The 22,814-nt window shown below is 70.6% G+C and carries 19 protein-coding genes; 7 read left to right on the plus strand and 12 right to left on the minus strand.

Annotated features, from left to right (window positions below; translation table 11 throughout):
- Positions 1 to 11 precede the first annotated feature (11 nt).
- From CRP50_RS02550 to CRP50_RS25435, 6 genes are all read right to left on the minus strand, one after another.
- A complete protein-coding gene (locus CRP50_RS02550; RefSeq protein ID WP_097277398.1) occupies positions 12 to 692 on the minus strand; it encodes a GNAT family N-acetyltransferase in 681 nt (226 codons plus the stop codon).
- A gap of 52 nt (positions 693 to 744) precedes the next feature.
- Entirely contained in the window at positions 745 to 1,881 is a 1,137-nt protein-coding gene (locus CRP50_RS02555) for a type III PLP-dependent enzyme (protein ID WP_097277399.1), read from the minus strand.
- A gap of 104 nt (positions 1,882 to 1,985) precedes the next feature.
- Positions 1,986 to 2,555, minus strand: a complete 570-nt coding sequence (locus CRP50_RS02560) for a gamma-glutamylcyclotransferase family protein (protein WP_097277400.1) — start codon at positions 2,553 to 2,555, stop codon at positions 1,986 to 1,988.
- Between the two features lie 402 nt (positions 2,556 to 2,957).
- A complete protein-coding gene (locus tag CRP50_RS02565) occupies positions 2,958 to 4,139 on the minus strand; it encodes a hypothetical protein (RefSeq protein ID WP_097277401.1) in 1,182 nt (393 codons plus the stop codon).
- 54 nt (positions 4,140 to 4,193) lie between these two features.
- Positions 4,194 to 4,811 (minus strand): LysE family translocator, encoded by a 618-nt coding sequence (locus CRP50_RS02570; RefSeq protein WP_097277402.1) that lies wholly within the window; start codon positions 4,809 to 4,811, stop codon positions 4,194 to 4,196.
- Between the two features lie 64 nt (positions 4,812 to 4,875).
- Complete coding sequence (locus CRP50_RS25435; RefSeq protein ID WP_176524991.1) at positions 4,876 to 5,499, minus strand: LysE family translocator; 624 nt, start codon at positions 5,497 to 5,499, stop codon at positions 4,876 to 4,878.
- A gap of 181 nt (positions 5,500 to 5,680) precedes the next feature.
- On the opposite strand from CRP50_RS25435, the gene mprF reads away from it, so the two are divergent.
- The 3 genes from mprF (at position 5,681) to CRP50_RS02590 (ending at position 9,381) form a co-directional block, all read left to right on the plus strand.
- Positions 5,681 to 8,269, plus strand: a complete 2,589-nt coding sequence (gene mprF, locus CRP50_RS02580) for a bifunctional lysylphosphatidylglycerol flippase/synthetase MprF (RefSeq protein ID WP_176524992.1) — start codon at positions 5,681 to 5,683, stop codon at positions 8,267 to 8,269.
- Positions 8,266 to 8,976: an AcvB/VirJ family lysyl-phosphatidylglycerol hydrolase gene (locus CRP50_RS02585; protein WP_176524993.1), complete on the plus strand. Its 711-nt coding sequence runs from the start codon at positions 8,266 to 8,268 to the stop codon at positions 8,974 to 8,976. The genes mprF and CRP50_RS02585 overlap by 4 nt, the downstream gene beginning before the upstream one ends.
- 153 nt (positions 8,977 to 9,129) lie before the next feature.
- Positions 9,130 to 9,381: a hypothetical protein gene (locus tag CRP50_RS02590; RefSeq protein ID WP_097277405.1), complete on the plus strand. Its 252-nt coding sequence runs from the start codon at positions 9,130 to 9,132 to the stop codon at positions 9,379 to 9,381.
- On the opposite strand, the gene CRP50_RS02595 is transcribed toward CRP50_RS02590, so the two are convergent.
- The 4 genes from CRP50_RS02595 to CRP50_RS02610 are packed head-to-tail and all read right to left on the minus strand — an operon-like array spanning position 9,368 to position 15,246.
- Positions 9,368 to 9,889, minus strand: coding sequence for a 2'-5' RNA ligase family protein (locus CRP50_RS02595; protein WP_097277406.1), 522 nt, complete (start codon positions 9,887 to 9,889; stop codon positions 9,368 to 9,370). The genes CRP50_RS02590 and CRP50_RS02595 overlap by 14 nt on opposite strands.
- On the minus strand, positions 9,886 to 10,938 hold the full coding sequence (gene meaB, locus CRP50_RS02600; RefSeq protein ID WP_097277407.1) for a methylmalonyl Co-A mutase-associated GTPase MeaB: 1,053 nt from the start codon (positions 10,936 to 10,938) through the stop codon (positions 9,886 to 9,888). The genes CRP50_RS02595 and meaB overlap by 4 nt, the downstream gene beginning before the upstream one ends.
- Before the next feature lie 4 nt (positions 10,939 to 10,942).
- Positions 10,943 to 13,147 carry a methylmalonyl-CoA mutase gene (gene scpA, locus CRP50_RS02605; protein ID WP_097277408.1) on the minus strand — a complete coding sequence of 735 codons (2,205 nt, stop codon included), beginning with the start codon at positions 13,145 to 13,147 and terminating at the stop codon, positions 10,943 to 10,945.
- Positions 13,144 to 15,246, minus strand: coding sequence for a methylmalonyl-CoA mutase family protein (locus tag CRP50_RS02610; protein ID WP_097277409.1), 2,103 nt, complete (start codon positions 15,244 to 15,246; stop codon positions 13,144 to 13,146). The genes scpA and CRP50_RS02610 overlap by 4 nt, the downstream gene beginning before the upstream one ends.
- A 732-nt stretch (positions 15,247 to 15,978) precedes the next feature.
- On the opposite strand from CRP50_RS02610, the gene CRP50_RS02615 reads away from it, so the two are divergent.
- A complete protein-coding gene (locus CRP50_RS02615) occupies positions 15,979 to 17,646 on the plus strand; it encodes a putative transporter (RefSeq protein WP_097277410.1) in 1,668 nt (555 codons plus the stop codon).
- 10 nt (positions 17,647 to 17,656) lie between these two features.
- Here the strand turns inward: CRP50_RS02615 and CRP50_RS02620 are convergent, their stop codons facing one another.
- Positions 17,657 to 18,970: a dipeptidase gene (locus CRP50_RS02620; RefSeq protein WP_097277411.1), complete on the minus strand. Its 1,314-nt coding sequence runs from the start codon at positions 18,968 to 18,970 to the stop codon at positions 17,657 to 17,659.
- A gap of 80 nt (positions 18,971 to 19,050) precedes the next feature.
- Positions 19,051 to 19,554 (minus strand): flavin reductase family protein, encoded by a 504-nt coding sequence (locus CRP50_RS02625; protein ID WP_097277412.1) that lies wholly within the window; start codon positions 19,552 to 19,554, stop codon positions 19,051 to 19,053.
- Positions 19,555 to 19,991: 437 nt separating this feature from the next.
- On the opposite strand from CRP50_RS02625, the gene CRP50_RS02630 reads away from it, so the two are divergent.
- From CRP50_RS02630 to CRP50_RS02640, 3 genes are all read left to right on the plus strand, one after another.
- Positions 19,992 to 20,462 (plus strand): MarR family winged helix-turn-helix transcriptional regulator, encoded by a 471-nt coding sequence (locus tag CRP50_RS02630; RefSeq protein ID WP_097277413.1) that lies wholly within the window; start codon positions 19,992 to 19,994, stop codon positions 20,460 to 20,462.
- A gap of 152 nt (positions 20,463 to 20,614) precedes the next feature.
- Positions 20,615 to 22,204, plus strand: a complete 1,590-nt coding sequence (locus tag CRP50_RS02635; RefSeq protein ID WP_097277414.1) for a peptide chain release factor 3 — start codon at positions 20,615 to 20,617, stop codon at positions 22,202 to 22,204.
- 1 nt (position 22,205) lies between these two features.
- Entirely contained in the window at positions 22,206 to 22,805 is a 600-nt protein-coding gene (locus tag CRP50_RS02640) for an HD domain-containing protein (protein WP_097277415.1), read from the plus strand.
- Positions 22,806 to 22,814 lie beyond the last annotated feature (9 nt).

Here is a 22,814-nt window from a genome sequence, read left to right on the forward strand (position 1 = left end):
GTTTTAGCGCCTTACGCGCTCAGGCGTCTGTCCTCGGCCGGCGCCGCGGCCGGGAGGAGGGCCGGGTCGAAGAAGAGGACGGTGCCGAGGCCGTCCGTGCCGGTGCGCTGGTCTTTTTCCGCCCACGCCCGGCGAACCCACACCTGTTTCTTGGCGGCCCCGGGCAGCACCGGCACCGACACCTGCGGTTCCAGTTCCTCGGCGGTCGGCTTGTCGATCATGCCGGTGACGCCCGACAGCGCCCCCTCCACCAGTTCCAGGCCGAGGAATCGGTCGAGGTCCACCGGGCCCGGCAGGTCCAGGTTCACCGCCAGATCGCGGCGGAAGCCGAAGCGGCGGTAATAGGGCTCGTCGCCGACCAGGATGACGATCTCGTGGCCTTCCTCGCGGCAGCGTTCCAGCGCCGCCCGCATCAACTGGGTGCCGATGCGCAGCGAGCGGTACTTTTCCTCGATGGCGATGGGGCCGAGCAGCACCGCCGACACCCGGCGCGGGCCGATGACGATGGGCCAGAAGCGGATGGTGCCGATGACCTCGGCCCCTTCCACCGCCACGAGGTTGAGGGCGGCTACCGACGGCACGCCGTCGCGCAGCCGGTAGACCGTCTTGGTGGCCCGGTCGGGGCCGAAGGACTTCTCCACCAGCCGGTCGATGGCGGGGCCATGACCGGGGAGTTCACGGACGATCATCATCGTCTGGGCACTCTCTCATACCAGGAGCCGAAGCGCAGAACCGCGGGCGGCGTCAGATGTAGTACTCGGTCAGCGGCGCGAAGCCGTTGAATCCGTTGGAGGCGTAGGTCGTAGTATACGCGCCGGCGGCGCGGATTTCGACCTTGTCGCCGATGCGCAGCGCCGTCGGCAGGCGGTAGTCGGCCTTGTCGTAGAGGATGTCGGCGGAATCGCAGGTCGGGCCGGCGATGATGACGGGCTCGGATTCCGCGCCCTCGGCATCGTGCTCGGTGACCAGCGGGTACTTGATGGCCTCGTCCATGGTTTCGGCCAGGCCGCCGAACTTGCCGATGTCGAGGTAGACCCACGAGCGGTTGTCGTTGGCCGACTTCTTGGAGATCAGCACGACTTCCGACTGAATGACGCCGGCATTGCCGACCATGCCGCGGCCCGGCTCGATGATGGTTTCCGGCATGCGGTTGCCGAAGTGCTTCAGCAGGCTGTCGCGGATGGCCTGGCCGTACTGCTCGGCGGTGGGGATGTCGACCATGTACTTGGTGGCGAAGCCGCCGCCCAGGTTGACCATCTTCAGCTCCAGGCCCTTGCCGGCGAGGTCGTGGAAGATGTCGGCCACTTCGGCGAGCGCGCGGTCGTACTGCTCCAGGTCGCGCTGCTGGCTGCCGACGTGGAACGACACGCCGTAGGGCTCCACACCCTTGAAGCGGGCGGCGAGCAGCAGCTCCTTAGCCATCTCGGGCTCGCAGCCGAACTTGCGCGACAGCGGCCATTCGGCGCCTTCGCCCGAGGTCAGGATGCGGCAGAACACGCGCGAGCCGGGGGCGGCGCGGGCCACCTTGTCCAGTTCGGCCTCGCTGTCGAAGGCGTAGAGGCGCACACCGCGCTCGAAGGCGGCGGCGACGTCGCTCTCCTTCTTGATGGTGTTGCCGAAGGAGATGCGGTCGGGCGTCGCGCCGGCGGCCAGCACCATGTCGATCTCGGGGATCGAGGCGCAGTCGAACGACGAGCCGGCGGCCACCAGCAGCTTCAGGATGGCCGGCGCCGGGTTGGCCTTCACGGCGTAGAAGATGCGCGTGTCGGGCAGGGCGGCGCGCAGGGCGCAGAAGTTGTCGGCGACGATGTCGAGGTCCATCACGAGGCACGGGGTGGCCGGACGGGAGTCGCGGAGGAAGGCGGCGATCTTGGTGTTCATGGCAGCAGTCCTTCAGGCGCAACACGGGCGCAAAATGAGTCGAAACGCTTGTTTTTGCGGATTTTTCGAGCGTCTGGGGGCGGTGAGACCCGGCCCTTGCGCGCCTATGGATACGCTCTGGCTTCGGCGGCCATGGCCTCTTCGTCGTAGCCGTAGAGACTGTCCACCTGGTCCTTGATACGGGCCCAGATCCCTTCGACTTCTCGCAGGGAGATGCGGCCGTAGTAGGTCATGAGCCGTTCTGCCAACGCGAGGGCCATGGACCGTTCGGTCTGCACCCAGGCGTCGAAATCCCACCCGTCGTGGGACACGTCGATGGCGCCGGTGTCGAGGAACACGAGCGCCGTCACCCGGCGGCCGTCTTCGGTGGTGGCCGTCACCGGCACCAGTTCGTAGACGTCGCCTTCGTAGAAATGCACGCGGTCGATGTCGGCCGCCGTCAGGCCTTCGACCAGCCGGCCGTCGACCAGACCGTCGGGCTTGGGCACCAGCACGGGGTAGTGCTCGCCCGCCACCCGGCGGCGCTGGAAGCCGCGGATGGAAGCCGGCGCCATGCGCACGTGGGCGGCGTCGCGGCCGATCACGCGGGCCATGAGGTCGAGGTCCATCAGGCTGCCGAAGACGAACAGGGCTTCAGCGGCGTGATGATCGCCGTTGGTGTAAAGGAAAGCCATAGCGGGCCGTCCCCCAGGTCATCGTCCGCCGTGAAGCGGAAGGTGGAAGCAAAACCCTCGGCGCGGCTTGTGTGGCCGGGCAAGGGTTCGTTCAGCGATGTCGGATAACCCGGTATCTGCCCCGGGTAAGGCGCCGACTATTCGACCTGGGTACTGAGCCCCGGCGCGCGATGAGCAACCATATCACTTCTCCAGCAAAACACCGGCGTGAGCCGAGTGAACGTCCAGAGCCGCGTTACGTCGTTGCTTAGCCTCGCGGGGCCAGGGGCACGTGCGAATACGTCTGTGGGTCCCGATGTAGTCCCAAAGGCCCGGCCTGACAAGAAAAAATTTCGCCCCCCGCGCACATCGCCGCGCCTGTTGCGGAAATGCATCGGAAACCCGCAGAAACGTTGAAGATTCTCATCCCCCCGCAGGGTCGGGCACCGACAGGCCGCGGACGTAGGCGGGGGCGCGCTGTTCAACCGGCGCGCGCTGGGTCGTGCCCGGCGCCGACAGGCGGTAGAAGGCGACCGGATCGTGCCGCCCGCGCACCAGCACGAAGGCGTCCAGGTCGGCCACATAGGCGCACTTGGACACGACGCGCAATGGCTTGTCGCGCGGCTCCGGCCCCTCCGGGTTGGGCCAGCGGGTGACGGAGCGGTCGGCCGGGTTCACCTCGTAGACCGTGCGGCTGCCGCTCAGGACCACCAGCCGCTGCCGCGCCGGGTGCCAGACGACGCAGGGCGACGGCCCGACACCGCCGAGCGGCAGGTCACCCAACTCGCGCAGCCGATCCGCCCGCTGGCCGGGGCCGTACTCCAGCCGCCACAGGGCGCGGCCGCCGGACAGGCAATAGATGTCCTCGCCCGCCGCCGTGCAGACCATGCCCGGCGCCGGGCTGGTGGCGCCGATGGGGATTTCGGTGGCGGGCAGGGTGGCGGCGGGGTCCATCTCGGCCAGCACGTCGCGCTCGGTGCCGACGACCACGAGGCCGCCGGTGCGCGGGTTGCGGGCGACGGCCGCCCCGGCGAAGCGGCGCGGCGCGCCCGGCTCGGGCCGCCACCCGGCCTGCGGTGCGCGCAGGTCGAGCGACCAGGCGGTGTCGATGCTGCGCGTGCCGCTGCGGCAGAAGGCGTCGGTGAGGAAGGCGTAGAGCCGGCCGTCGACCACCTCCAGCCCGTCCCACGCGAGGCCCGCGGCGGGGGCGTCGGGCACGGCGGGGCAGGGCGGTCCGTCGGCGGGCAGCGGAGTCGGCTCGGTCAGGCGCTGCCAGCGCAGGTCGGACAGGCACAGGCGATAGATCTCGTTGCCGCCCCAGTAGCGTCGCCCGCCGCCCATGAACAGCAGACAACGCGACTCGGGATCCCAGGCGGCGCCGTTGTCGTCGCCGGCGGCCTGGGCGTCCTTCGATCCCGAGAGGTGGAGTCGCTGTGCCGTCGCCTTGTCGACCTGGACGCCCGACTCCGACAGTGCGCTTCCCGGCACCAGCGCCCACTGGCCGGGCGACGGCACGAAGGCGGCCGCCCGCTCCGCCGCCGCAGCGGGCAGGACGGCGGCGGCGAGCAGCGCGCAGGCGGCGGCGAAAGGGGCGAGGCGGCGCATGGTCCCCAGGATAGGGGCCGCCGCCGCGGCGGGACAGGACCCGCCCGGACTACCTCAGTTGGCGACCACCGCCGCACCCGCCCCCATGAGCATGGCGCCGGCGGTGCGGTTCAGGCGGCGGCGGGCGGTGACGCTGCGCAGCACCCGGCGCAGGCGGCTCGCCATCAGGCAGTAGGGGATCAGCGCGCTGGCGATGCCGGCGGCGGCGATGGGCGCGGCGGTCAGCACGGCGCCGTGCGCCAGGGCGTTCATGTCGAGCAGGTTGGGCAGCACCGACAGATAGAAGAAGATCGGCTTCGGATTGCCGAGCGTCAGCATGTAGCCCGACAGCCAGCGGCGCAGCAGCGAGGCTTCTTCCGGCACGTCGGCGTCCAGATCCTCGGCGGTCACCCGCTTGCGCCACATCTTGACGCCCATGTAGACGAGGTAGAGGCCGCCGGCGATCTTCACCGCCAGGAACAGCGGGCCGAGCACCTGCGCCACCATGGACAGGCCGAACACCGTCAGCGTCAGCCACGTGATGTTGCCGCACAGGATGCCGGCGATGAACGGCAGGGTGCGCACGAAGCCCTGCGCCAGCCCGCGGGCGATGACGGCGAACACGCCGGGGCCCGGCGTCAGGCCGAGCAGATAGACGGCGACGTAGAACGCAAAGGCGGCGTGCAGGGTCATGATGGGGTGCAGAGCCTCAGGGAGGGCGAACGCGGCGGCATCCTGTCACGGAGCCGGAATGGTTTCAAGTGGCCGCCACGGCGGCGCCGGCACCCACCATGACCACCCCGGCGCCCCTGTCGATGCGGCGGCGGGCGACGGCGGAGCGCATGAGGCCGCGCAGGCGGCTGGCGGTGACGATCCACGGCACCAGCCCGCCGCCGACGCCGACGCCGATGACGCCGACGGTGGCGATCAGGCCGGGCAGCGACAGGGAATGCAGGTCGATCACCGTCGGCAGGACGGAAACGTAGAACAGCATCACCTTCGGATTGCCGATCATCAGCGCGAGGCCCGAGAGGTAGGTGCGCCAGGCGCTCGGTTCCGTCGGCACGGGCGTCGGGCCGTTGTCCGCTGCGTCGTCGTGGCGGGTGCGCAGCAGCTTGATGCCGAGCCACACCAGATAGAGCCCGCCCGCGATCTTCACCGCCAGGAACAGCGGGCCGAGGGTCTTGGCGATGACGGTCAGGCCGGTGACCGCGAAGGCGATCCACACCACGTCGCCCGACAGCATGCCGGCCACGAACACCAGCGAGCGGCGCACGCCCTGGGCCATCACCCGCGCCGACAGGGCGACGGTGCCCGGCCCCGGCAGAACGGCGGCCAGGAAGCAGGTGGCGAGCAGGGCGGCGACGGTGTGCAGGGTCATGGCGCGGGGGTCCTTGCGATTGGCCTCCACGCTGGCGCCATTCCCCTGTCGCTGCCAGGGCCATTGGCGCGCTGCCGCAGGCGCCATGTGTGCCGGAAATTCACTTTCAAGCCCTACCGCTTCCGAGGTAAGAGAAGCGGCGACCGCCGTGGGGTCGACTTCATCGGCTGACCGGACCCTCATGTCCTCCCTCGAACCGTCGTTGCCGCAGCGCCTGCTGTCGCCCGCCGTCATCCGTCCGCTGGCGGCCGTGGCGAGCCTGCTCGCCTTCGGATTGGCCCTGTGGGTCATCCACCACGAGGCTTCCGCCATCACCTGGGACGAGATCCACGCCGGCATGCGCCGGGTGGGCGCCGGCGACGTGCTGATCGGCCTCGCGCTGACCGCCGTCAGCTACCTCGCGCTCACCGTCTTCGACCACATGGGCCTGCGCCACTGCGGTGCGAGCGTGCCCTATCGGCAGGTGGTGCCGGCGGCCTTCATCGCTCAGGCCATCAGCCATACCGCCGGCTTCGCCGCCCTGACCGGCACCTCCATCCGCCTGCGGTTCTATTCCAACCTGGGCGTCGGCCCGGTGGACGTGGCGCGCGTCATGGTGTTCTGCTCCATCAGCATCGGCCTCGGCGCCGCCGTGGTGGGCGCCGTCGGGGCGGTGGCGGAGCCGGTGCGCCTCGCCGCCGCGCTCACCCTGCCGGTGCCGGTGGTGAACCTGATCGGCGCCGGGCTGCTGCTCGGCGTCGGCGTCTACGTGGGTGCGGCCATGCTGCGCACCGACATCGCCTTCCGCGGCTGGCGGGTCCGCCTGCCGGCGCTCAAGGTGACGCTGGCGCAGGTGGCGCTGTCGACCCTGGACTGGACCGCCGCCGGCGCCGTGCTCTACGTGCTGCTGCCCGACGGCCTGCCGGTGTCGCTGCTCGGCTTCCTCGGCCTCTACGCCATCGCCCTCATGGCCGGCGTGGTCAGCCACGTGCCGGGCGGCGTCGGGGTGTTCGAGGGGCTGCTGCTGCTGTTCCTGCCCGGCGTGCCGGCGGCCGACGTGCTGACGGCCATGATCCTCTACCGCCTGCTCTACAACGTGCTGCCGCTGGTGCTGGCGGTGGTGCTGCTGGTGGCGATCGAGCTGGCGCAGAAGCGGGCCGCCGCGCAATCCACCCTGCGGCGCCTCGCCGGCGTCAGCCGCCGGCTCGCACCGCCCGCCTTCGCCATGCTGACGGTGGTGGCGGGGCTGGTCATGCTGGTGTCTTCCGCCACCCCCGCCGCACCGGGCCGCATCGAGATGCTGAGCGGCATCCTGCCGCTTGGCGTGGTCGAGGCGTCGCACGTGCTCGGCAGCGTGGTCGGCCTGTTGTGCCTGGTGCTGGCGCGCGGCCTCATGCGCCGGCTCGACAGCGCGTGGTTCGGCGTCATGGCGCTGGCGATCGGCGCCGTCCTGCTGTCGCTGCTGAAGGGGTGGGACTGGGAGGAGGCGAGCTTCATGCTCGTGCTGGCGGTGCTGCTCGGGCTGGCCCGGCCCCTGTTCGACCGCCACGGTTCGCTGCTGCACCAGCCGCTGACACCGGGCTGGCTGGCGGCGGTGACCGTGGCGCTGGCGGCCAGCGGCTGGCTCGGCTGGTTCACCTGGAGCCACGGCGAGTACGCCGCTTTCGACCTTTGGACCTTCGCCTTCGACGCCGAGGCGCCGCGCGTGCTGCGCGCCAGCGTGGTCGCCGCCGCCGTCGCCTTGGTTCTGCTGGTGATGCGCTTCACCGGCCCGGCGGCGCAGCGGCCCCGCCCGGCGTCCGACGACGATCTCGCCCGCGCCGCCGCCATCGTCGCGGGTGCGTCGGAAAGCCAGGCCAACCTCGCGCTGCTCGGCGACAAGTCGTTCCTGTTTTCCGAGGCGGGCGATGCCTTCCTCATGTACGGCGCCAGCGGCCGCTCGCTGGTCGCCATGGGCGACCCCGTGGGCAATCCGGCGGCGGCGGCCGACCTCGTGTGGTCGTTCCGCGAGCTGTGCGACCGCACCGGCGCCTGGCCCGTGTTCTACCAGATCCGCCCCGACACCCTGCCGCTCTACCTCGACCTCGGCCTGCGCTTCGTGAAGCTGGGCGAGGAGGCGGTGGTCCGGCTGCCCGACTTCTCGCTGGCCGGTCAGGCGCGGTCGGCCCTGCGCTACGGCCACCGCCGGGCGGGGCGCGACGGCGCGACCTTCGAGATGGTGCCGGCGGGCGCCGTCGACGACGCCCTCATGGCCGAGATGGCGGCGGTGTCGCAGGCCTGGATGGGATCGCGGCGGGCGCGCGAAAAGCGCTTCTCCCTCGGCTGCTTCGACGAGACCTACCTGCGCCGCTTCCCCGTCGCCCTGGCCCGCCGCGAGGGCCGCCTGATCGCCTTCGCCAACCTGTGGCCGGGCGGCGACCAGCGCGAGCTGACCGTCGACCTCATGCGCCACGCGCCCGACGCTGGCTACGGCATCATGGATTTCCTGTTCGTCGAGATCATCCTGTGGGCCAAGGCCGAAGGGTGGGAGAGCTTCTCGCTCGGCATGGCGCCGCTGGCCGGCCTGCCCGACAACCCGCTGGCGCCCATCTGGAGCCGCGTCGGCACCATGATCTTCGAGCGCAGCGAGGGCCTCTACAATTTCCAGGGCGTGCGGGTCTACAAGGAGAAGTATGCGCCGCAATGGCGGCCGCGCTTCCTCGCCGCGCCCGCCGGCCCGGCGCTGCTGAAGGTGGCAGTGGACGTCGCCAGCCTCATCGGCGGCGGCTTCAGGGGAGTGATCGCGAAGTGACCCGCATTCTCGTCGCGCTGCTGCTGGCGGCGCTGGTGACGACGGCCGTGCCGCCGTCAGCCAGGGCGGAGCAGCCCGGCTGGGTGGTGGAGGAACCGGTGGCCGCCGCTGCGGCACCGGGTCGCCGGCTCGCCGTCATCCTGTCGGGCGACGGCGGCTGGGCCGACCTCGACCGCGACCTGGCGGCGCTCATCGTCGACCGCGGCATTCCGGTGCTCGGCGTCAGCGCCCTGAAGTACTTCTGGACCCGCCGCACACCCGAGGAAGCCGCCGCCGATCTGGCCGTGGTGCTCGGCGACGCCATGGCGCGGTGGGGGCGGGACGAGGTGATCCTCATCGGCTTCTCCTTCGGCGCCTCGGTGCTGCCGGCCATCGCCAACCGCCTGCCGCCGGAGGTGCGGGCCAAGGTGGTGACGGCCGCCATGCTGACCAGCTACACCTGGGCCAACTGGGAGATCCACATGGGCGGCTGGTTCCGCGACGACCCAGACGACCACGCGACCGACGTGGAGCCGGAAGCCCGTCGCCTCGGCCTGCCGCTGCTGTGCGTCTACGGCGTCGAGGAAGCGGCCAAGTCGATCTGCCCGCGCCTCGCCGACATGGCGACGGTGGTGGAGAAGCCCGGCGGTCATCACTTCGACTACGACTACGACGCGCTGGCCGAACTGGTGCTGCAGCACGCCGCCGCCCACGGTGCGCCGCGCTAGGCGGACTCTCCCGCGGCTGTGACGGTGTCGGGTGGTTCGCGCCCCGGCTGTGCCCCAGCCTTGCCACGGAATGGCCGCTGGGCGCCGCGGCGGCGGTCTGGCAGGGTGAGCGCATCCCCTCCCTGCCGACCGAACGAGACGGAGAGCGACGCCATGGTCCTCCCCACGCTGATCCTGAACCTCGCCGTCCTGGCCGTCGGCGCCGCCGCGCTGACGTCCGTCAACCGCCTGCGACCGGTGGCGGCGCGGCTGTGCGCCGGGGTGCTCGGCATCGGCCTGACCGCCTACGGCGCCGTTGCCACGGTGGACATGGCCGCCCCCATGACCCTGCCCGTCGCGCCGGATGCGCCGGGGCCGGTGATGGTGGCGTCCGTGGCGCCGGACCGGATGCTCATGTGCCTGTGAGAGGGTGGCTCGCGATGGGCACCGCCGCCGCGTCGGCCAGGCGCAGGACCGTCAGGCGGTCCAGTGTCGCCGGGCAGGGGCAGGGGCCGGCCAGGGCGTCGGCGGGAAGCGGGGCGCCCCCGGCGACACGGCCCACTGTGACGTGCGGCCGATAGGGGATGTCGGGCCGCCGGAACCGCGCCAGGCTGCCGGCATGCAGGCGGGCGTGCAGGGCGCTGACCGCCGCCCCGTCCTCCGGCTCCAGAAAGGCATAGGTATCGCCCGACAGCGGGTCGGCGAAGGGCACGATGGCGGTGAAGCGCAGGTCGATGGGCGCCGTCGCGCCGGCCGTCGCTTCCGCCGCGCCCGTCACCTCGCTCTCGTCGTCCACGGCGACCGGAAACACCAGCGTGACGTGGGCCGGAACGTAGGACGCCAGCGGATCGTGGCGGCGGCGCAGGGCCTCCACCGCGGCCCCGTGGGCGTGGTCGTGCCAGCGCGGCAGCGCGACCACGGCCAGCCGGGTCACAACTCGAACCGGATGCCGAAGGCCTCAAGGATGCGGTGGGCCGCCAGGGCCGGGGTGAGGTCGCCGGTCGCCACGGCCTTTTCCACCTGCGGCAGTTGCTGCTTCACGTCCGGGTGTTCCACCAGGGCGTCCATCAGCTGGTCGCGCACCATCTGCCACATCCACTGCAGCTGCTGCTCCTGCCGCTTGGCGGGCAACTCGCCGGAGGCCGTCAGCTTCTCGCGGTGGCTTTCGACGTTGGTCCACAGCTCGTCCAGGCCCTGGTTCACCAGCGCCGAGACGGTGACCACCGGCGGCTGCCAGTTGGGGCTGGCCGGCGTCATGATGTGCAGGGCAGTGCGGTATTCGCGGGCGGCGAGGCGGGCTTTCTGCGGGTCGCTGTCGGCCTTGTTCACCGCGATCATGTCGGCGATTTCCAGCACGCCCTTCTTGATGCCCTGCAACTCGTCGCCGGCGCCCGGCAGCATGAGCACCAGGAAGAAGTCCACCATCTCGGAGACCATGGTCTCCGACTGGCCGACGCCCACCGTCTCCACCATCACCACGTCGTAGCCGGCGGCCTCGACGATGACCATGGTCTCGCGCGTCGTGCGGGTGACGCCGCCGAGCGTGCCGGACGACGGCGACGGCCGGATGAACGCGTTGGGGTCGATGGCCAGCTCGTTCATCCGCGTCTTGTCGCCGAGGATGGAGCCGCCGGTGCGGGCGCTGGTCGGGTCGACGGCCAGCACCGCCACCTTCTTGCCCTGGGCGGTCAGGTGCTTGCCGAGCGCCTCGATGAAGGTCGACTTGCCGACGCCGGGCACGCCGGTGATGCCGACGCGGTGCGCCTTGCCGGCGTGCGGCAGCAGCTTGACCAGGATCTGCTGCGCCAGCTTGCGGTGCTCGGCGTTGCGGCTTTCCACCAGGGTGATGGCGCGGCCCATGACCGTGCGGTCGCCCTTCAGCACGCCCTCGACGTAGTCGTCGACGGTCAACTGGCGGCGCACGGGGGCCGCGCCGCGCGGCGCGAAGCCCCCGTAATCTGTGACACGCGGAGTGGACGCCATGCCGTCAGGCGGCCTCGTCGGTGTAGCCGAGGCGCTGGAACAGCTCCTTCAGCAGGCCGACGGCGGCGTCCGCGATGACCGTGCCCGGCGGGAAGATGGCCGAGGCGCCGGCAGCGAACAACTCGTCGAAGTCCTGCGGCGGGATGACGCCGCCGACCACGATCATGATGTCCTCGCGGCCGAGCTTGGTCAGTTCCGCTTTCAGCTCCGGCACCAGCGTCAGGTGACCGGCGGCCAGCGAGCTGACGCCGATGACGTGGACGTCGTTCTCCACCGCCTGGCGGGCGGTTTCCTCCGGCGTCTGGAACAGCGGCCCGATGTCGACGTCGAAGCCCAGGTCGGCGAAGGCGGTGGCGATCACCTTCTGGCCGCGGTCGTGGCCGTCCTGGCCCATCTTGGCGATGAGGATGCGCGGCCGGCGGCCTTCCCGTTCGGCGAAGCGCTCGACCAGTTCGTGAACCTGCTTCATGGCGCGCGAGTCCTTGCCCACTTCCGAAGAGTAGACGCCCGAGATGGCCTTGATGTCCGCCTTGTGACGGCCCCACACCTTCTCCAGCGCGGCGCTGATCTCGCCGACGGTGGCCTTGGCGCGGGCGGCGTTGACCGCCAACTCCAGCAGGTTGCCCTCGCCGGACTCGGCGGACGTCGTCAGCGCGGCGAGGTGACGGTCCACCTCCGCCTGATCGCGCTCGGCCCGCAGGCGCTGCAGCTTGTCGAGCTGCTGGGCGCGCACCTGGGCGTTTTCGACCTTCAGCACCTCGACGGTCTCGCGCTCGTCCAGGCGGAACTTGTTGACGCCGATGACCGACTGGCGGCCGGCGTCGATGCGGGCCTGGGTGCGGGCGGCGGCTTCCTCGATGCGCATCTTGGGGATGCCGGCCTCGATGGCCTTCGCCATGCCGCCCTGCTGCTCCACTTCCTGGATGTGGCTCCAGGCGCGGGCGGCCAGTTCGGCGGTCAGGCGCTCCACGTAGTAGCTGCCGCCCCACGGGTCGATGACGCGGGTGGTCTGCGTCTCCTGCTGCAGGAACAGCTGGGTATTGCGGGCGATGCGGGCCGAGAAGTCGGTCGGCAGGGCCAGCGCTTCGTCCAGCGCGTTGGTGTGCAGCGACTGGGTGTGGCCCTGCGTCGCCGCCATGGCCTCGATGCAGGTGCGGGTGACGTTGTTGAACACGTCCTGCGCCGTCAGCGACCAGCCCGAGGTCTGGCTGTGGGTGCGCAGCGCCAGCGACTTCTCGCTCTTCGGGTCGAACTGCTTGATGAGCTTGGCCCAGATCATGCGGGCGGCGCGCATCTTGGCGACTTCCATGAAGAAGTTCATGCCGATCGCCCAGAAGAACGACAGGCGCGGCGCGAAGGCGTCGATGCCGAGCCCGGCGGCCATGCCGGCGCGGGCGTATTCGACGCCGTCGGCCAGCGTATAGGCCAGCTCCAGGTCCGCCGTCGCGCCGGCTTCCTGCATGTGGTAGCCGGAAATGGAGATGGAGTTGAACTTCGGCATGTTCTTCGACGTGAAGGCGAAGATGTCCGAAATGATCCGCATGGAAGGCTTGGGCGGGTAGATGTAGGTGTTGCGGACCATGAACTCCTTCAGGATGTCGTTCTGAATGGTCCCGCTGAGGAGTTCCGGTTTGACGCCCTGTTCTTCCGCCGCGACGATGTACAGCGCCATGATGGGCAGCACGGCGCCGTTCATGGTCATGGACACGCTCATCTTGTCGAGCGGGATGCCGTCGAACAGGGTGCGCATGTCGTAGATGCTGTCGATGGCGACGCCCGCCATGCCGACGTCGCCGGCGACGCGCGGATGGTCGCTGTCGTAGCCGCGGTGGGTCGCCAGGTCGAAGGCCACCGACAGGCCCTTCTGGCCGGCCGCCAGGTTGCGGCGGTAGAAGGCGTTGGACTGCTCGGCCGTCGAGAAGCCGGCGTACTGGCGGATGGTCCAGGGCTGGCTGGTGTACATGGTCGGGTAGGGGCCGCGCAGGAACGGCGCGATGCCCGGCCGGGTGTTCAGGAAGTCGAGGCCGTCCAGGTCGGCGCTGGTGAACAGCGGCTTGACCGGGATCTGCTCGGGCGTCTGCCACGTCAGCGCGTCCACGCCCTGGCCGGTTTCCTGCGCCGCCTTGGCCTGCCAGTCGGCGACCGACGCGGCGCCGGGGCTGGTGGCGCCGAGCGCGATCTGCGAGAAGTCGGGGATCTTGGCGCTCATCGGTCGGTCACTCCCAGGAAGGCGAGGGTGGAGCGCAGGGTGTCCAGCGCATCGCATCCGACAAAGACAAAGGCGTCGATGCCGGCGGCGGTATAGGCGTCCTTGCGGTCGCCCGGCGCGCCGGCCAGGAAGACTTTCTTGCAGCCGGCGGCCTTGAGGGCGCTTGCGGCCTGTTCCGCCATCTCGGCGTAGACGTCGTCGCTGGAGCACAGCACGGCGACGGCCGCGCCCGACTCCCTGAACGCCGCCGCGCAGGCCTCGGCGCTGTCGTAGCCGTCGGTGCCCACGCCCTCGATGCCGCCCGCCTCGAAGAAGTTCTTGGCGAAGGTGGAGCGGGCGGTGAAGGCGGCGACGCGGCCCAGGTTGGCGAGGAAGATGCGCGGCCGGGCGCCGGTGTGCACCATGTACTCGTCGGCGGCGTCGCGCAGTTCCTCGTATTCGGCGGCGAGCCGGCGCTGCGGCAGGGCCTTCACCACGGTGGCCTCGCCGCTGCCCGACAGGGCGGCGAACAGGGCGCCGAGCGTCGCACCCTCGGCGGCGGCCGCGACGGCGGCGGCGGTGACGGCGCCCGAGCCCAGTTCGGCGAGCGGCAGGCTCACGGCCTTGCGGGCCTCGCGGGTGCGGCCGGCGGCGGCGCGGCGCAGGGCGTCGATGTCGGGTTTCGCCACGTCCACGGGCTTCTCGTGGATGTTGGGGAATTCCGACACGCCGGTGATGGGGTCCTTGCGCGTGGCGATGGCGCGGGCGCGTGCCGTGTGAGCGGCGTCCACCTTGGCGGCCAGATGACCGGACTCCAGGCAGGCGACCATGCCGCCGTGCTTCTCGATGTCCTGGAACAGGGTCCAAGCCTCGTCGGCGACCTGCTCGGTGAGCGTCTCCACGTACCAGGAGCCGCCGGCCGGATCGATCACCTTGTCGAGGTTGCTCTCCTCCATCAGCACCAGCTGGGTGTTGCGGGCGATGCGGCGGGCGAACTCGGTCGGCAGGCCGAGCATGGCGTCGAACGGCAGCACGGTCACGCTCTCCGCCCCGCCGACGGCGGCGGCGAAGGTGGTCACGGTGGTGCGCAGCATGTTGACCCAGGGGTCGCGCTGGCTGACGACGCGCTCGGCGGTGCCGGCGGTCAGGCGCATGCGGCCGGCTTCCTCCGACACGCCGCAGGCCTGCATGATGCGGCCCCACAGGCGACGGGCGGCGCGCAGCTTGGCGATGCCGAGGAACTGCTCGGTGCCGACGGGCAGGGCGAAGACGATCTGCTTGGCGGCGGTGTCGACGTCCATGCCGGCGTCGGTCATGGCGCGCAAGTAGGCGACGGCGGTCGCCATGGCGACGGCGAGGTCCTGCGTCTCCGTGGCGCCGGCCAGATGCCAGGGCGCGGTGTCGACGCGCACGGCGGTGGCATTGGGGCAGTTGGCGGCGGTCCAGGCGGCGAGGTCGGCCAGGGCCTTCAGGGCGGTGTCGATGCCGCCCGGCAGCTCGCCGGCGGCGGCCAGCCAGCCGATGGGGTCGGCGCCGAAGGCGGCCTTGACGGCGGCGCGGTCGACGCCCTTCACCTGCCAGTGGCCGGCGAGCAGGGCGGCGGCCGGCAGGAAGGCGGCGCCCGGCTCCAGCGCCACGGTGGCGAGGTCTTCGTAGACGCCCGTCAGCACCGTGTCGAAGTCGGCCGCGGTATAGGCCATGAGGCCGTTCAGGCCGGCGTAGTTGGTGGCCTGGTCGGCATCGTCGCCGCGGCGGGCGGCGTCGTCGAGGCGCAGGGTGACGGACGACGCGCCGCGCTCCAGGTCGGTCAGGACGGCCTTGTTGACCACCTGCGGGTCGGGATGGGTGTGCAGCTGGCGGATGTCCCACCCGCCGACGCGCTGCCCGGCGACGGCACCGCCGCGGGTGTAGGGCGCGAAGCCCGGCAGGCCCGACGGATCGCCGGCCGGCGCCCAGTCGTCGAGGGTGTAGAGCGGCTGCAGCGTGATGCCTTCGTAGGTCCTGGTCAGCATCTTCTTGTCGAAGGGGGCGCCCTTCAGCGCCTTCTCGACAGCCGCGAGCCACTGGTCCTTGGTGGCGGCGGGAAAATCCCCCGCCAGGGAGAGAGTGTCGTCGCTCATCCTCGTGTCCGACCGTTCCTGCCTGTCGTTGCACCGTGGCGCGGCCGGTGATCCGGCGCGCCGTCGACGGCGGCGAGGCCCCCCGTCCCGAACGGGCGGCCTCCGCCGAGGATGCAGGGCTCTGGGTCGGGCCAGTCTAGCAGCCGGACCCATACCTGCGCAAACGACCACATACCCCAAAGCCGCGCAGGGGCAAACCCCAAAGAGGGGGTGGTGGCCCTGAAATCGTGAAATTTTTGGGCCTCCGGAACCCGGCTTGACGCAACATCCGAATGTCCGACAAGGGGTGGGGAGGGGGCTTTTTGGGTGGAGTCCTTCGCGGGCAGTGGCTGTGGAGGACGGTACCCATGCGGCCGGCGCCTGTGCCGCCGTGGATGGCCGGATCAAGTCCGGCCATGACAATTTCTGACGTTATTTCAAATGCTTGTCATGCGCGGGCTCCGACCCGCGCATCCACGGCTCCCCTGGAGGAGGCCGTGGAGGACGGTGCCCATGCGGCCGGCGCTTGTGCCGCAGTGGAGGACCGGATCAAGTCCGGCCATGACAATTTCTAACGTTATTTCAAATGCTTGTCATGCGCGGGCTCGACCCGCGCATCCACGGCTCCACCGCCTGAGGCCGTGGAGACCGCCGCCTCTCCGCCGCCCCGTCACAAATCCACCGGTTGCCCAACCCCCCGCCACGCGCTAGCGTTGCCGCATCGCACAACGCCCGCCGGAGCCGTCGCCCTTCATGGAGTTCGCCGACCTTCTCGCCGGCCTCGATCCCGTCCCACGCGGGCTCGTGGTGCTGTGCCTCGTGGCGGTCACCGGGCTGCTGATCGGGCGCCTGCGCCTCGGCACCGTGTCGCTCGGCATCGGGGGCGTGCTGTTCGCCGGCATCTTCTGGGGCCACATGGGCCTGCACGTCGACCCCGAGGTCGGGCAGTTCCTGCGCGAGTTCGGGCTCATCCTCTTCGTCTACACCATCGGCATCCAGGTCGGGCCGGGCTTCTTCTCGGCGCTGAAGCGCTCCGGGCTCGCGCTCAACGGCATGGCGGCGGCGCTGGTGGGGCTGTCGGTGCTGGTTGCGGCGGGGGTGCACGTGGTGTTCGGCGCGCCGCTGCCCGTCGCTCTCGGCCTGATGGCGGGGGCGACCACCAACACGCCCTCCCTCGGTGCCGCGACGCAGATGCTGAAGGCGGTGGGGGCCTCGCCCGACCTGCTCGGCGTGCCGGGGCTCGGATACGCGGTGGCCTATCCCTTCGGCATCGCCGGGATCCTGCTCACCATGGTGCTGGTGCGCGCCGTGCTGGCGGTGAAGGTGGACCAGGAGCAGGCCGCCTTCGAGGCCGCCCGCGCCGCCGAGACCCAGGCGCTGGATACGGTCAACGTCGAGATCACCAATCCCAACATGGAGAACCTCCCCCTCGGCGAGCTGCCGGGCATGGAGGAGATGCACGTCGTCGTCAGCCGCATGCAGCGCGACGGGGCGGTGCAGGTGGCGCACCCCGAGACGCCGGTGCGGGTGGGCGACGTGCTGCTGCTGGTCGGCCCGCCGCCGCGCCTGCGCGACATGGTGCGCATCCTCGGCCGTCGCGCCGACACCGACCTCAAGGCGGTGCCCTCGGAGGTGAAGTGGGAGCGGCTGGTGGTCACCAGCGACAAGGTGCTCGGCCATGCCATCGGCAGCCTGAACCTGCTGCACCGCCACGACGTGGTCATCAGCCGCGTCAATCGTGCCGGCGTCGAGCTGACGCCGAGCCCCGGCCTCAAGCTCGAGTTCGGTGACATCTGCACGGTCATCGGCCACCCGCGCAACATCGAGGCCGCCGCCACCGTGCTCGGCAACCGGGCGCAGGCACTGCAGCAGGCGCAGATCCTGCCCATTTTCCTTGGCATCGCGCTCGGCGTGCTGCTCGGCTCCATCCCCTTCGCTTTCCCGGGCATGCCGGCGCCGGTGAAGCTCGGGCTGGCGGGCGGGCCGCTCATCGCCGCCATCGTGCTGGCGCGCATCGGCCACATCGGCCCCTTCGTGTGGTTCATGCCGCCGAGCGCCAACCACGCCCTGCGCGAGATCGGCATCGTGCTGTTCCTCGGCATCGTCGGGCTGAAGGCGGGCGAGAGCTTCGTCGCCCTGCTCACCGAGGGCGACGGCCTGAAGTGGCTGCTGTGGGGCGCACTCATCACCATCGTGCCGCTGCTCATCGTCGGCTTCGCGGCGCGGCTGTTCCTGCGCATGAACTACCTGACGCTCTGCGGCCTGCTGGCCGGCGGCATGACCGACCCGCCGGCGCTCGCCTTCGCCAACGCCATCCGCCCGTCGGAGGCGCCGTCGCTGGCCTATGCGACCGTGTACCCGCTGGTCATGTTCCTGCGCATCCTGGCGCCGCAGGTGCTGGTGCTGCTGTTGTGGGTGTGAGCCGCCGGCGTCACTCCGCCGTGCAGAACTCGTCCGCTTTGTCCGCCCCGCCGCCTGGCAAGCGCTGCGCGAACAGCCGGCAGGTGTTGAGCCCGGCGATGGCGCGGATGGTCCCGGCGTCGAAGGGCGGGCCGTAGCGCCGCAGGATGGTGGTGAGGATCGCCACCTGACTGGCGTCGAAGAAGGGCGTCACCGAGCCGTCGTAGTCGGACCCGAAGGCGACGTGGCGGCCCGGCTCCCGCCCCAACTCGCGCGCCAGATCCATGACGTGGGCCATGACGTCGGCGATGCGCAGCACGGTCGGGCCGAGGGCCTGCGGCCAGTAGCCGACGCCCACCACGCCACCGTTCTCAATCAACAGACGCAGTTCCTCGTCGCTCAGGTTGCGGGCCGGTCGGCAGGGCGCCTCGCAGCCCCTTTGAAGGCCGGTGTGCGACACCACCGCCGGCGCGGTCAGCATCTCCAGCGCGTCGCGGAAGCCCTTGGGCGAGATGTGCGACAGGTCGACCGCCATCCCCAGCTCTTCCGCCGCCTGCAGGGCGATGCGGCCCTGCGGCGTCAAGCCATAGGCCTCGCAGCCCTCGCTGGAGCCCGACAGGGCGTTGTCGAAGCGGTGGGTGGGGGCGAACATGCGCACACCCAGGTCGAACAACTGGCGCATGTCGGCCCGCACCCGCTCGGCGACGGTGGGACCGGCGGCGGACGGGTCGTCCTCGGCGCCGATCCAGTGGCCGCCCTCGATGCCGAGGATACCGCCGACCACCTGCTTCCCCGCCCGCCAGTCGGCCAGCAGACGGCGCAGGCCCTCGGCGTCGGTGATGACGCGCAGTTCCGGCCCCGGCCGCTCGCGCGATCGCTCGGCGGCGTCGTAGAGGCGGCGGACCTGCCAGATGGCCCGCTCGCGCAGCGACCACGCCGGGCGCCCCTGGGCGAAGGCCAGCAGGCCGGCGACGTTGATGCCGCTGCCGGAGACGCAACGCTCGCCCGGGATCTCGGGGTGGCTGCGCGGGATCGGGCTCTTGGTGACGATGGTGAAGAGCTGCAGGCCGACGTTGCCGTCCACCAGCCGCGGCAGGTCCACGTGGCCGACGGCGGAGCGGGTGAGCAGGTCGCGTTCCCACTTCAGCGTGTCGGCGTGCAGGTCGGCGACGAAGAGGTCGCGGTGGAAGGCCAGATCCGCGGCGCTCGGCACCGGCGCGGCGGGGTCGGCGGCGACGCGGTTGAGGCGGCGGTCCAACTGGTCGGCGCCGAACAGCCACACGGCGAACCCCGCCAGCAGCAGCACGGCGAAGATCGCGACCAGGGAAACCAGCAGCCGGCGCACGGGCCTTCCTTACCTCCGTCGGTGTCCGTTCCTACGCCAACGGAACACCTTCGGGGGCGGTCGTGTTGCCGGAAGCGGCCTCAGCCGTCGTGCGGCAAGGCCTGGGCGTAGCGCCCGCCGGAGTAGACCAGGGGCGTGCCGGGGCGGGCGTCGTAGCGCGCCACCTCGCCGATGAAGATGACGTGGTCGCCGCCCTCGTGGGTGGCCGCCGTGGTGCATTCGAAGTTGGCGAGGCAGCCGCGTAGCAGCGGCAGGCCGTGGTGGCCTTCCTCCCACGCCAGGCCGGCGAAGCGTTCACCGGGGGCGGCGAAGCGGTTGGACAGGTCGATCTGGTCGGCCGCCAGCACGTTCACCGCGAAATGGGTGGCGCCGTGGAAGGCGGGGAACACCGACGACGACCGCGCCAGGCTCCACAGCACCAGCGGCGGCTCCAGCGACACCGAGGCGAAGGAGTTGACGGTCAGGCCCTGCGGGTGGCCGTCCGGATCGCGCACGGTGACGACGCACACGCCGGTGGCGAACTGGCCGAGGGCGCGGCGGAAGTCACGGGTGTCGAAGGGCTGCGACCGCATCGGCAGGGTCATCGCGGAAGGTCCTCTGTCAGAAGCGCGGAAAGGCCCCGCGGCATCGGCGCCGGCGTCCGGCACCGGGCTGCGGGCGGGCGCACTTTGGCGCATTTCGCCGCGCCGCGAAAGCCCCCTTGCCGCCGCGACTCGCACCTCCCCGTCGACGCCGCCCGACCGCCGTCGGCCCCTCGCCGCGCCGCCGCGGGACCGAATGGGCCCTGTCGATCACAAAAAGTTACATAAAATGCCCGTGGATTTATCCATTCACGATGCTCGGAAAAGAGAGTGAGCATATCCGAAGGGATAGCGGACTTATCCACGCATCTGGAAGGGTTGCGTGCGGGCATCCCTTGGATGTGGGCGACTGTCGACGCGACGGGATCCGTCCGGTTCCTGTTTACAGGGACCTTCTCTTGTATAATGTCGGGTCGTGGGTGTTAGGGGTAGGGTTCACGATGATCGACTGCGAAACCGTCGCCAGCGGCGACGATCGGCTGGAGCTGCGCACATGGTTGCGCCTGCTCGCGTGCTATAATCTGATAGAGAAGGAAATCCGCACACGCCTGCGCGACCACGCCGGCATCACGCTGCCGCAGTTCGATCTGCTGGCGGCGCTGGACCGGGCCGAGGGGGGCACCCTGGTCATGGGCGAGTTGTCCAAGCGTCTGATGGTCACCAACGGCAACGTCACCGCGCTGGTCGACCGGCTGGTGCGCGACGGCCTGCTGGAACGCCACGTCAGCCCCACCGACCGCCGCGCCCTGGTGGTGCGCATGACGCCCCGCGGGCGCGAGGTGTTCGAGGCGGTGGCGCCCAACCATGCGGAGTGGCTGCAGGACCTCATGGGCGACATGTGCCGCGACCGGGTGGAGGCGCTCTACAACCACCTGGCGGATCTGAAGGCGTCCGTCTGCGCGGTGCAGTAGCGCCGGCGGGCTGCGGGCATCCTCTGGCGGCGGGGCCGTCGGCTCCCCATCTGGAGCCTCGGCCCGCCGGGGCGGTGCGGCTTGTGCGCCGGGCGCGCATCTGCTACGCACGGCGGCAATCACCGTAGACCCATTCCAGAGCCACGACGGACATGACCGGAAGCCTCGACAGCGACGTCGCGCGGCGGCGGACCTTCGCCATCATCTCGCACCCCGACGCCGGCAAGACCACGCTCACCGAAAAGCTGCTGCTGTTCGGGGGTGCCATCCAGATGGCGGGTGCCGTGAAGGCCCGCGGCGAACAGCGCCGCGCCCATTCCGACTGGATGAAGGTGGAGCGCGAGCGCGGCATCTCCGTCGCCTCGTCGGTGATGACCTTCGACTATGCCGAGCGCACCTTCAACCTGCTCGACACGCCGGGCCACGAAGACTTCTCGGAAGACACCTACCGGGTGCTGACGGCGGTCGACAGCGCGGTCATGGTCATCGACGCCGCCAAGGGCATCGAGGAACAGACCCGCAAGCTGTTCGAGGTCTGCCGCCTGCGCGACGTGCCGATCATGACGTTCATCAACAAGATGGACCGCGAGACGCGCGACCCCTTCGATCTGCTGGACGAGATCGAGCAGACGCTGGCGCTCGACGTCACGCCGGGCAGTTGGCCCATCGGCATGGGCAAGAACTTCCTCGGCGTCTACGACCTGTTCAACGACCGCCTCGTGCTCATGGGCCGCAGCAAGGGCGAGATGCCGGACGAGGGCGAGAGCTGCTCCGGCCTCGACGATCCCAAGCTCGACCGCATCCTGCCCGACTGGGCCGTGAAGCAGCTGCGCGAGGAAGTGGAGATGGCGCGCGGCCTGTGCCCGGAGTTCGACCCCGAGGCCTACCGCGCCGGCCACATGACGCCGGTGTTCTTCGGTTCGGCGGTCAACAACTTCGGTGTGCGCGAGATGCTGCAGGCCCTCGGCCAGGTGGCGCCGCCGCCGCGCCCGCAGCCGACCGCCGACCGTCTGGTCGACCCGCTGGAAGACAAGGTGACGGGCGTCATCTTCAAGATCCAGGCGAACATGGACCCCAAGCACCGCGACCGCATCGCCTTCATGCGGCTGTGCTCGGGCCACTTCAAGCGCGGCATGAAGCTGAAGCACGTGCGGTCGGGCAAGCTGGTGAACATGCACAACCCGGTCATGTTCCTCGCCCGGGACCGCGAGCTGGCCGAGGAAGCCTTCGCCGGCGACATCATCGGCGTGCCCAACCACGGCAACCTGCGCATCGGCGACGCCCTGACCGAGGGCGAGGACCTGCGCTTCACCGGCATCCCGTCCTTCGCGCCGGAACTGCTGCAGAAGGTGCGGCCGGAAGACCCGCTGAAGGCCAAGCACCTGGGCCGCGCCCTGGAGCAGCTGGCGGAAGAGGGCGCGGCGCGCGTCTTCAAGCCGCGCTTCGGCTCCGACTGGATCGTCGGCGTCGTCGGATCGCTGCAGTTCGACGTGCTGGCCGACCGCATCCGCACCGAATACGACGTGCCGGTGCGGTTCGAGCAGACCACGCTCTACACCGCCCGCTGGGTCACCTGCGACGACGCCATCGTCTTCAAGAAGTTCCAGGACGGCAACAACCAGGCGCTCGCCGAGGACCACGACGGCGACGTGGTGTTCCTGGCCCGCAACGCCTGGCACCTGGAGCGCACGGCGGAGGACTTCCCGGCCGTGAAGTTCCACAAGACCAAGGAACACGCCTGACATGGTGGGCGCCCCCGACCGCCTGCAGCGCATCCTCGACTTCCTGGAGTTCGCCGACCGCTTCAAGTTCGTCGAGCGGCGCGGCTACCTGACCGGCGGCGAGCGCCGCGAGAACGACGCCGAGCATTGCTGGCACATGGCGCTGGTCGCCATGGTCCTGCACGGTGAGCTGGAAGACCCCGCCTCGGTGGACCTGGGCAAGGCGCTGCGCCTCATCCTGGTCCACGACCTGGTGGAGATCGAGGCCGGCGATACGTACGCCTACGACGATGCCGCCATCGAGGGGCAGGAGGAGCGCGAGCAGCGCGCCGCCGACCGCATCTTCGGCCTGCTGCCCGACGACCTGGGGGCGGAGATGCGCGCCCTGTGGGAGGAGTTCGAGGCCCGCGAGACGCCGGAAGCGCGTTTCGCCAAGGCCTGCGACAACTTCCAGGGCTTCATGCAGAACGTCATCTCGGGCGGCCGGGCGTGGCGGGAAAACGGCGTCGGGCGGGAAGACACCCGTCGCCGCACCGATTTCCCGCGCACCGTGGACCCGGCCTTCGACGCGCTGCTCACTCGCCTCTACGCCCGCACCGACCGCGAGGGCAGCTTCGGGTAAGTCAGGCGC

The sequence above is a fragment of the Caenispirillum bisanense genome (assembly GCF_900230255.1).
GTDB classification, from domain to species: domain Bacteria; phylum Pseudomonadota; class Alphaproteobacteria; order Rhodospirillales; family Rhodospirillaceae; genus Caenispirillum; species Caenispirillum bisanense_A.